General features: G+C 69.9%; 7 protein-coding genes and 3 pseudogenes. 7 read left to right on the top strand and 3 right to left on the bottom strand.

The features are described 5' to 3' along the window. Positions 1 to 840 precede the first annotated feature (840 nt). Both ACGF4C_RS37810 and ACGF4C_RS37815 read left to right on the top strand, forming a co-directional pair. Positions 841 to 1350: an HPP family protein gene (locus ACGF4C_RS37810; protein WP_393572946.1), complete on the top strand. Its 510-nt coding sequence runs from the start codon at positions 841 to 843 to the stop codon at positions 1348 to 1350. Between the two features lie 119 nt (positions 1351 to 1469). Further along, positions 1470 to 3243, top strand: a pseudogene (locus ACGF4C_RS37815) (glycoside hydrolase family 15 protein). On the opposite strand, the gene ACGF4C_RS37820 reads toward ACGF4C_RS37815, so the two are convergent. The 3 genes and pseudogenes from ACGF4C_RS37820 to ACGF4C_RS37830 all read right to left on the bottom strand — a co-directional run bounded on the left by ACGF4C_RS37820 (position 3144) and on the right by ACGF4C_RS37830 (position 4369). Beyond that, on the bottom strand, positions 3144 to 3695 hold the full coding sequence (locus ACGF4C_RS37820; RefSeq protein ID WP_393572948.1) for a hypothetical protein: 552 nt from the start codon (positions 3693 to 3695) through the stop codon (positions 3144 to 3146). The pseudogene ACGF4C_RS37815 and the gene ACGF4C_RS37820 overlap by 100 nt on opposite strands. 61 nt (positions 3696 to 3756) lie before the next feature. Beyond that, a pseudogene (locus ACGF4C_RS37825) lies at positions 3757 to 3879 on the bottom strand (short-chain dehydrogenase); the annotation flags it as partial. A gap of 61 nt (positions 3880 to 3940) precedes the next feature. Next, positions 3941 to 4369: a hypothetical protein gene (locus ACGF4C_RS37830; RefSeq protein ID WP_393572953.1), complete on the bottom strand. Its 429-nt coding sequence runs from the start codon at positions 4367 to 4369 to the stop codon at positions 3941 to 3943. An 831-nt stretch (positions 4370 to 5200) separates the two neighbouring features. On the opposite strand from ACGF4C_RS37830, the gene ACGF4C_RS37835 reads away from it, so the two are divergent. The 5 genes and pseudogenes from ACGF4C_RS37835 to ACGF4C_RS37855 form a co-directional block, all read left to right on the top strand. After that, positions 5201 to 5515: a hypothetical protein gene (locus tag ACGF4C_RS37835; protein WP_393572957.1), complete on the top strand. Its 315-nt coding sequence runs from the start codon at positions 5201 to 5203 to the stop codon at positions 5513 to 5515. Positions 5516 to 6061: 546 nt separating this feature from the next. Then, positions 6062 to 6523: a CBS domain-containing protein gene (locus ACGF4C_RS37840; RefSeq protein ID WP_393572959.1), complete on the top strand. Its 462-nt coding sequence runs from the start codon at positions 6062 to 6064 to the stop codon at positions 6521 to 6523. Positions 6524 to 6938: 415 nt separating this feature from the next. After that, a complete protein-coding gene (locus ACGF4C_RS37845) occupies positions 6939 to 8192 on the top strand; it encodes a cation:proton antiporter (protein WP_393572961.1) in 1254 nt (417 codons plus the stop codon). Between the two features lie 54 nt (positions 8193 to 8246). After that, the gene (locus ACGF4C_RS37850) at positions 8247 to 9545 is read left to right on the top strand and encodes an ArsB/NhaD family transporter (protein ID WP_393572963.1); all 1299 of its coding nucleotides are present in this window, start codon (positions 8247 to 8249) and stop codon (positions 9543 to 9545) included. A gap of 127 nt (positions 9546 to 9672) precedes the next feature. Then, positions 9673 to 9779, top strand: a pseudogene (locus ACGF4C_RS37855) (IS5/IS1182 family transposase); the annotation flags it as partial.

A 9779-nucleotide genomic window follows, 5' to 3' on the forward strand; every position in this document is an offset into this window, starting at 1 on the left:
GACCGGTCGTACCGGTTTCGGTGCGTCTGCTGCGGGTTGTGGCTGTGCGCCAGTGACACTGATGCGGGACGGACTACCAGCTGCCACAAAGTGCTGCCCCCCGTGACCTGTGGGCGACGCCGCCCTCCGCCCACGGGATGTGGGTGCGGGCAGACCGCAACCCAGCCGATCTCACTGGTCCGGGCGCGTTCCCACTCCTCCGCGACGCCAGTCAGGTGAGGGTCTGCCCACCCGTATGAGGCCAGGTCCGCGTGAACCAAGTCACCGGCCGACAGCTTCCACACGACGTCGGTAATCTCCGGTACCTCCGGCGCGCCGATGTCCAGGCCCAAGCACACGAGGCGCGAAGCGTTTCCCCGGCCCGCGCTCCTGGTCCACCGGCAACCGCTCCTCAAGAAATCTCCCGGCTCGCGTTCACTCGACCGGGCTTCTCATCGACATACGATCCGGACGCCGACCGCGGTCAGCGCCGCGCCCAGTGCGGTGGCGGCCGTGACCCTGAGGACCCACTTGCGCACCGGGGGTTTCAGTGTGGAGGCAGCGCGGCGTTCCGGCAGCCGGGTCGCCGCGTCCTTAAAGCGCGCCGCCGACCGTCCGGCCGCACCGCGCGACCGGGCGGGACGCCCCGTGGTCCCGGAAAAGCGCGCCGGCGGGCAGGCCGAACCGGTGATGAGCCGTCCCCTGTGATTGGCCCGTCCGACGGGTGGACACCCAGGTGGTAGGACACCAGGAGGTCACCATGACGAGCGGGCCCTTCGGCAGCGCCGACACCCGCGCCGCGGGCAGGTGGACGTGACGGGGCGTCAGGCGGTGCCCCCGCCTTCCGGGCGCCTCGGCGCCGTGCCTGGTCTGCTGCTTGGCGGCGTACGACTGTTCCTCCTGTCCGCCCTGCTCCTCGCGGGTGTCGGGATGATCGGCCGAGCGGTCGGCTGGGTGGCCCTCACCACGACGCTCGGTCCGACGGCGTACCTGCTGCTGGCTCATCCCGAATCGGAGAGTGCCCGGCTGCGCAGCGCGGTGACCGGGCACGGCCTGGCGGTCGCCGTCGGGCTGGCCTCTCTGGCCGCCTTTGGGCTGTGGAGCCATCCGTCCATTGCGGAGCAGCATCAGGAAACCGTCCTGCAGATCTGCGCCCAGGCCGTGGGTGTCGGACTCACTCTTTTCCTGCTGCACGTGTGCGACGCCGAGCACCCCCCGGCCGCGGCGACGACGCTTCTGATCACGTCCGGCATCTGCCGACCGGGGCCGCCGCTGTACGGTCTGCTGCTCGGGCTCGCCCTCGTTCTGGTGCTCGCCCCGGTGCTCGCCGCCGTGACATCGCGCATCGGCGGGCAGGGCGGCATGAGGTGACACCCTGGGTTCCGTGCGTGTCCACCCATGGGCGCGCCCCGTTCCCGAGGTCGAAGGCCTGGCCGCCACACGCGCGGGCGGGCGTTTCCAGCAGACACCGACGGGAAAATCCGAGTGCCATGAATGCCAATGCGGAAAAGCCGGCGCACCCGCCGAATGATCTCTGCCCTCCGTGGGTGCTGCGGGACTACGCGATCCTCGCCGACGGCGAACGCGGTGCCGTTGTGGACCCGGAGGGTCGCATCGTCTGGCTGTGCGCGCCGCGCTGGCACGATGACGCGGTCTTCTCCGCCCTCATCGGAGGCGGCGGGTTTTTCGGTGTCGAACCGGAAGGTCACTGGCACGTCTGGGGTGGCTACTACGAGGACGGCACCTTGATCCGGGTGAACCGCTGGGTGACCGCCGACTCCGTCATCGAGTGCCGCGACGCGTTGGCGATGCCGGGGTCGGTGGAGCGTCTCGTGCTGCTGCGCCGTATGCGCATCGAGCGGGGCGAGGCCCGCCTGCGGCTCAGCCTCGATCCGCGACCCGGCTTCGGTGCGGGCCGGGTGCGCGATCCTCGCCTGGAAGGGGATGTCTGGACCGCGGACGCCGGTGGTCTGCGGCTGCGGAGCGCACCGGGCGGCCTGGGACCCCGAGGCCGGCCTTCGCGGTGACGTCCGGCTGCGCAAGGGCGAACAGCACGACATCGTGCTGGAGCTCTCGGCAAACGACGGATCCCCTCGGCTCGACGCCCAGCAGCTCTGGGCGCAGACGGAGGATGGCTGGCGGCGGGCCGTGCCGGACTGCTCGGACCTGATCGCACCGCGTGACGCCCGCCATGCCTACGCCGTCCTGCACGGCCTGACGAGTTCCTCGGGCGGTATGGTCGCGGCCGCCACCACCTCGTTGCCGGAACGCGCGAACACCGGCCGGAACTACGACTACCGCTTCGCCTGGCTGCGCGACCAGAGCTACGCGGGCCTCGCCGTCGCCGCGCACGGCCCGCACGCCCTGCTCGACACCGCGGTGCGCTTCACCTCCGAACGTGTCCTCGCCGACGGGCCGGAACTCCGCCCCGCCTACACCGTCGACGGGGGAGCCGTACCGGAAGAGCACGGGCTTCCCCTCCCGGGTTATCCCGGGGGCACCGACCGGATCGGGAACCGCGCCGCCACCCAGTTCCAGCTCGACGCGTTCGGCGAGGTGCTCCAGCTGTTCGCCGCTGCCGCTCACCACGACCGGCTCACGCCTCAAGCGGAACAGGCGGTCAGGGTCGCCGTCGACGCGGTGGAGCGCAACTGGAGGCCTCCCGATGCCGGGCTGTGGGAGCTGGAGGAACGGTGGTGGAGCCAGTCACGGCTGAGCGTGGTCTGTGGCCTGCGGCGGGTGGCCGAGGTGCTGCGCGGCCGGACCGCGCAGCATTGCACCGAACTCGCCGACGTCATCTTCGCGGAGACCCGTCGCCGCTGTCTGCGCGGCGACGGCCGGTGGCGGCGGGCCGCCGACGACGACGGACCGGAGGCAGCTCTCCTCACGCCCCTGGCCCGTGGCTTTCCGCCCGCCGACGACCCGAGCGCCGCGATCACCCGCCGCTTCGTCGAGGAGGAACTGGCCGAGGACGGATACCTCTACCGCTTCGTCCACCCGGGCATTCCCCTCGGCGAGGCCGAAGGCGCCTTCCTGCTGTGCGGATTCACCATGGCGCTGGCCACCGACCGCCTCGGGGACCGGGCCGACGCGCTGCGGTGGTTCGAACGGACCCGGGCGGCCTGCGGGCCGTCCGGGCTGTTCGCGGAGGAGCACGACGTGCGTCAGCGCCAGCTGCGCGGCAATCTGCCCCAGGCGTTCGTCCACGCTCTCCTGCTGGAGTGCGCGGTCCGTCTCAGCGACGCCTCGGTGCTTCCGCACTGAGGAAGGGACCGCAGTCCCGCGGCGAGCGCCGTGCCCACGGCGCTCGCCGTGGCCGATCCGAGTACCAGCGGCCTCCGGTGGCGCGAGGACCTCAGCTGGAAACTGCGGGAGTGCGCCTCCCGGTCGAAAACGCCGTGCGGGCCGTGATCGGCCCCCTGGTTTCGTCCACCGGCCTCCAGAGGTTTGGCCGGACGTGAGGCATCGGCGGGCTCGTCCGTCTGCTGCCAGTCGAAGCCGTTCCGGTCCATGTACCGGTCCAGCAGGCCGGCCGCGAATCGTTGCCCCAGCAGCGTGGCTACGGTCGAGCCGCCGACCCAGTGCTCGCGCCACTCGGGATGGTCGGCGGCGTGGAGGACGCCCTCGGCCGCGAGCTCGGGCTGGTAGACCGGCGCCATCGGCCGCGGATGGTGGGGCAGACGGGTCAGCACCTGGCTGAACTGCGGGGTGTTCACCCCCGCCAGGTGCGCGAGTGATCACGTGTACCCCGCTGCCGTGGTGCATCAGCTCACAGCGCTGGGAGTCGGTGAAGCCCCGGATGGCGGCCTTGGCACCGCAGTACACCGCCTGCAGCGGCACACTGCGGTAGGCCAGTGCCGAGCCGATCTGCACGATTGTGACCCGGTCGCGGGGCAGCATGCGCCGCAGGGCGGCCTGGGTACCGTGGACGAAGCGAAATACGTCACTTCGGTGGCCCTCTTCAGCTCGTCCGCGCGGAGCGAGGCCATGGCGTCGTCCGCGAGCCCTTGCGCTCGTTGTGCCAGGCGATGGCGCGCCCGATCTCCGGCTCGTGCAGGCCGGTCCGGCAGGCGAGTTCCGCAACGCTGAGAACGGGCGGGCCGGCGGCCAGGGCCCGGGTGATCTTCGCTGCCCAGAGCTCTTCCTGCACGAACGGACGATGCGTGTAGAGCGCTTTGACGACCGCGAAGTGTTCCGAGCCGCACGCGGTGATGCGGCGGAGTCCGTCGAACCAGTCATTGGTGGAGCTCACGGAGGAGGAGTCGGGCACATATCCGCGCACCGCCTCGCTCTCCGCGAAGGTCGCGGCGCACAAATCGCACAGCTCCAGGCGGACCGTCTCCGTCTTTCCCTTCCGCTTGCTCTTCCGCATCGTGTCTCGCCGCCACATGCACTCGGGGGTTGCCGGTCGGCGGGGCCTGGGGCGCTGACCGGTCCGTTGCTGGAGGGCCGAGCCTTCGCTTCCTTTCTTTTTGCGGTTGGCCTCCTCTGCAGGTGATCACCGCGGGCCCGCCCCGTCCAGTCGTGGGCCCAGGACGGCGTAATGATGTCCTTTCACTTCGCACGACCGCGACACGCGCCGGTCACCCGGATGGCAGCAGCGGAGCGTATCGAATTGCTTCTGGCTTGCCGGCGCGAACATGGTTGCCGGTCGAGCAGTGACGGTAGGGACCACAGCCCACCGTTTGCATGGCGATGGTCTCGATATGGTTCCCGCCAGGCCCCTCGGCCTGGCGGGAACACGGTTGCCTCCCCGTCGCCCACAGTTCGGCGAGCGGAATGAGCGGCACCGCTGCAGCGCTGTTGCTGCTGGGCGTGGCTGCCTTGGCTGTCGCCGGCGTTTACGGTGCGGCGTGTGCTGTGCGGTCGTCCGAACCGGTGGGGCCGCGTCGTTCGGGGCGGTGCTAGGAGCGTGCGGTGAGCCGGTTCGGTGTGCGCTGGTACACCGTGACAGTGCTGTTCCTGGCCTTCGACACGTTGAAGACCGCACGGGAGCGGCTCGCTTCCCGGTCGGGACAGCGGGAGCAGGTCCAGGCGTCTGCCGAGGCGGCCCGTAACGGCGCTGACGGCGGTCCGTGCGACGAGCAGATGGCGAGCACGGGGCGATCGGCACTCCGGTGCGGACGACCGGCACGGAGGCGGTCAGGAACAGGAGGGCGAGGACGCGAAGGTGCCGGCCGGGTTGCCGACGGCCCAGCGGGGTGCGAACCGGGACGGATTGATGCTGGACCGGCTGCGCGTGCCGCTGGGCTCGTTGCTTGCTGACTGGCCGGCCGACCCGGCCCTCAAGCTGGTCCTGCAGGGCGACGTCATTCAGCAGGCTGACGTCGCCTGCCCGGACCCACGCACTCTCAGCTCGGCCGCGCCGTTCTGGGCGCAGCCGTGGATGCGGGTGGGGCAGGGCGAGCCGGGGAGGGTGAGCGAGACCGCCGGCGGCGGGCAGCGGCGCATCTCGACCGTCAGGGCCGGTTGTTGTCCGTGGCCGGCTGGCCCGCCGAAGCGGTCGCGGCCGGGCGGTTGCGTGACGACCTGCTGATGGGCGCTCCCGGCTCGGCGGTCACCACCCGGCTGGCCCGCTTCGTATGCCGGGTCGGCCGGTCGCGGACTTGGCCTGGCTGACCCGATGGAGGAGCTGTCACTGCTTCAACCGATGGCGTACGAAAGCCCGCGCGGTCGCTGGGAAAACGAGGGACCGCCGTCGGGCGTGCTGGTCGCGCTGCTGCCTGACTGTTGATGAGGGCGGAACTGGCCGCGGCCCGCCTCATCGTGGCCCAGCCTCGATCCGGACCCGGACGAACTCGCTTCCTTACGACGGGAGATGGGGCCCGTGGGGGCTCGCGGGGTCGCACCTGCGCGGCCACCCCCGCCCCCTCGTGGTCAATCCCTCACTCGGCATGTGCCGGGCCGCATGCCGAGTGAGGGGGCATGGCCTCCCAGGTGCGCGCGGCCTGCGCCACGGCCTGCACTGCTGAGCCACGTGGTCGCGTCCGGTCCGGCCGGTTGTATCGTGCCCCATGTCTGCCTTCCCGCCACTCCCGTGACGCCGAAGGCCGGCACTTCAAGGGAGAGACGGGAGCTGATCGTGCGCGCGCGTGACCTGGCGGTGGAATACGAGACGGTCAGCCTCGACAGTGAGGCCCTGGACGCGGCGCGGCTGATGGCCGAACACCGGTTGCCGGGCCTGCTGGTGGTGGACGAACAGGGTGCGCCTGCGGCGATCCTGCCGGCGTCCCAGATGGTCAAAGCCCTCGTACCGGGATACGTGGTGGAGGACCCGACATTGGCGGCGGTGGTGGACGAGCGCCACGCCGACCGGCTGTGCCAGGCACTGTCGGGTCGCACCGTGCGGGAATGTCTGTCGAAGACGGCCCCCACGCCGCCCATCGCGGCGCCGGACGACACCGCGCTTGAGGTCGCCGCACTGATGGCGGAGGTGCGCAGCCCGCTGGTAGCGGTTGTGGACAAGGACAAGACCGGCGTGCGGCTGCTCGGTGTGATCACCGCCTCCCATCTGCTGGAGAAGCTCCTGCTTGCCACCTCCTGACGGACGGCGGAACGAGTCACCGGACCCGCTGCCCTCTACACGTCCATGGCACGGCTCAGGCCCAACTGGTCGATGGATCGGTGTACTGGGGACCCGGCACTGGTGGTAATCACCTGCGTGCCGTACTGCCGGCTCGTTGCCGACCAGACTTCCCCGCGCACCTGATCATGAGCTTGGGCGCAGGTCTCGTCGGCCGCCGCCGGGGCGGGTGGGGAAGGAGCCATTCGGGGCCGAGAGCGGCCCGGCTCCCGTGGTTCCCCGTCGTTGCCGGGCCCCGGCAACATACCCGTCCCCCGGGTGCTCGTTAGCGATCTGTCAAAGGCGCATCAAGAAAAGGTAAGCTTCCGCATGGTGTGCCGGGAAGCCTGGTCGGCGAGCAGGGGATCACTCTCTCTTCCGATCGGGGGCTTTCGTCATGGTGCTCGTGGTGGTGTTCGGCGCCGCATTGCTGGTGGCCGTTTTGCTGTCGGGGCTGGCGGCGCGCACGGTGCTCTCCACGTCCTTGCTCTTCCTCCTCGGCGGTGCCCTGGTCAGCGATGGCTTCCTCGGGCTGATCCACATCACCCCCGACAGTGAGCTCGTGTCCGTCACGGCCGACCTGGCGCTCTTCGCCGTGCTGTTCACCGACGGAATGCACGTCTCGCTGCCCAAGCTTCGGGCCAACTGGAAGAACCCGGCCCGTGCACTGGGCCTGGGCATGCCGCTCGCATTCGTCTTCATGGCTCTGGCCACCCACTACCTGGCGGGACTGGACTGGACCACGTCCTTCCTGGTGGGAGCGGTCCTCGCACCCACCGACCCGGTCTTTGCCTCGGCAATCGTCGGGCGCAGCGAAGTCCCCGCCAAGCTGCGGCAGTTGCTGAATGTGGAGAGCGGCATCAACGACGGTCTCGCCCTTCCCGTCGTGCTCGTCCTCATCGCTGCTGCGGGCCCTACGACTGGCAGTGCGGAGGCATCGCTCGCCGGCATCGCCTTGGAGCTGGCGCTCGGCCTCGCCCTGGGGATCACGCTGCCGCTGGCCGCGGGCGGCCTCGTACGCTTCCGGCTGTTGGGCGCCGAGCCCAAGCTGCAGCCGCTGCTGCCGCTGGCGAGCGGCATCATCCTCTACGCGACCTGCCATCTGACCCATGCCAACCCCTACCTGGCCGCCTTCTCGGCCGGCGCGGTCCTGGCCCACACCTCGCCCGAGGCCAAGCAGTCCTTCGAGCCGCTCGGTGAGGCGCTGGCGGAGCTGGCGAAGTTCGCGGCGCTGCTCGTCTTCGGCGCGCTGCTCACGCCGCAGCTGTTCGGTGCGCTGTCCTGGGGCGGCTATGTGGCAGTGCTTCTCGCGATCGTCCTGATCCGCCCGGCCTCCCTGCTGATCTCCCTGCTCGGTACGCGTCTGCCCCGCCGGCAGAAGCTGGTGGCAGCCTGGTTCGGCCCGAAGGGGTTTGCGTCGGTGGTTTATGGCCTGCTGGTGCTCCAGTCCGGCATCCCCCAGGCGGAGAAGGCATTCACGCTGATCGCGGTGTGCATCGCCTTCTCGATCATCGCCCACAGCTCCACGGACGTGCCGATCGCCCGTGCTTTCCGCGTCGATGACCTCGCCGGAATCCCCGTCGCGCATGAGGACGCCGGCCCCGGGTCTTCTCCCGCTCACCAAGGAGACCCACGGCGGTGCCCCAGCTGAGGACACCCCGCCCGGGCCTTGAGGGCACGGGCTGAAACCTTTCATCGGAGGACCGTGAACAACTGGCACAGCTGGGCAGCGATCGTCGTGTTCGTCGGCGCATACGCCCTGATCATCAGCGAGAAGATCCACCGCGTCGCCGTGGCCCTCGGCGGGGCGGGGCTGATGCTGGTGATCGGGGCGACCGACGACGTCTCGGCCTTCTACTCCGCGGAGTCCGGCATCGACTGGAACGTCATCTTCCTGCTCATGGGCATGATGATGATCGTCGGCGTCCTGAAGAAGACCGGCCTCTTCGAGTACCTGGCCATCTGGTCGGTCAAACGCGCCCGCGCCCAACCCTTCCGGGTCATGGCCATGCTCGTCGTCATCACGGCCGTGGCCTCGGCGCTCCTCGACAACGTCACCACGGTCCTGCTGATCGCACCCGTCACCCTGCTCGTCTGCGAACGCCTCGCCCTGCCCGCCGCGCCGTTCCTCATCGCCGAAGTCCTGGCCTCGAACATCGGCGGCACCGCGACCCTGGTGGGCGACCCGCCCAACATCATCATCGCCAGCCGAGCCGGTCTCACCTTCAACGACTTCCTGGTCCACCTCGCCCCCCTCTCGGCGATCCTGATCGTCGTCCTCGTCGCCCTGTGCCGGGTCATGTTCCGCAAGACCTTCATCTACGACGAGGACCGGGCCGCCGAGATCATGGCCCTGGAGGAGCGAGAGGCCATCAAGCACCCGCGCCTGCTGATCCAGGGCTTGGTCGTGCTCACCCTGGTGGTGGCCGGCTTCGTCCTGCACCCGGTGCTGCACTACGCACCCAGCATCGTCGCCCTTCTCGGCGCCGGGCTGCTCGTCGCCATCTCCTCCGCCGAGACCAGTGAGGTACTGGCCGAGGTGGAGTGGCCCACTCTGGCTTTCTTCGCCGGACTCTTCGTCATGATCGGCGGCCTGATCGACACCGGCGTCATCAGCGCGCTCTCCAAGGGCCTGGCCCACCTCATCGGGTCCAACGAACTCGTCGGCTCCACGACGCTCTTGAGCGCCTCCGCGGTCCTCTCCGGCATCGTCGACAACATCCCGTACGTGGCCACGATGGCGCCGATCACCAGCGACCTCGTCCACAACATGGGTGGCGGGCCCGACCACGTCATGTGGTGGGCTCTGGCGCTCGGCGCAGACCTGGGCGGCAACGCCACCGCCATCGGAGCTTCAGCCAACGTCGTCGTCCTCGGCATCGCCGAACGCAATCGCCAGCCCATCTCCTTCTGGCAGTTCACCAAATACGGCCTCATCGCCACCGTCGCGACGGTCGCCCTGTCCCTCATCTATGTCTGGCTGCGCTACTCCGCGTTCGCCTGATCCGCGGCCGGCTGTCGCAGTGGCTGCATCGGCTGACTACTTCCGTCGCGTGAGCCGACCACGGAGGGGCATGGGCGTCGCGGTGCTTAGACCGTGTCCTATGTGGCGGTGGCTCGTTGTGCTGAACATGGGGCGGGGCAGGTGGAGTTGGATTGTTCCAGACGGGTTGTGGGAGATCGCGCGGCCGCTGATCCCTCCGTCGAAGGTGCGGCCGCAGGGTGGCGGCACGCAGGA

This window comes from Streptomyces sp. NPDC048197, from assembly GCF_043202395.1.
Taxonomy (GTDB): Bacteria; Actinomycetota; Actinomycetes; order Streptomycetales; family Streptomycetaceae; genus Streptomyces; species Streptomyces siderophoricus.

Bases quoted from the DNA above. Each gene is read 5' to 3' on its own strand.
- ACGF4C_RS37830 (WP_393572953.1), bottom strand. From the start codon at position 4,369: ATGTGGCGGCGAGACACGATGCGGAAGAGCAAGCGGAAGGGAAAGACG.
- ACGF4C_RS37835 (WP_393572957.1), top strand. From the start codon at position 5,201: ATGCTGGACCGGCTGCGCGTGCCGCTGGGCTCGTTGCTTGCTGACTGG.
- ACGF4C_RS37845 (WP_393572961.1), top strand. From the start codon at position 6,939: ATGGTGCTCGTGGTGGTGTTCGGCGCCGCATTGCTGGTGGCCGTTTTG.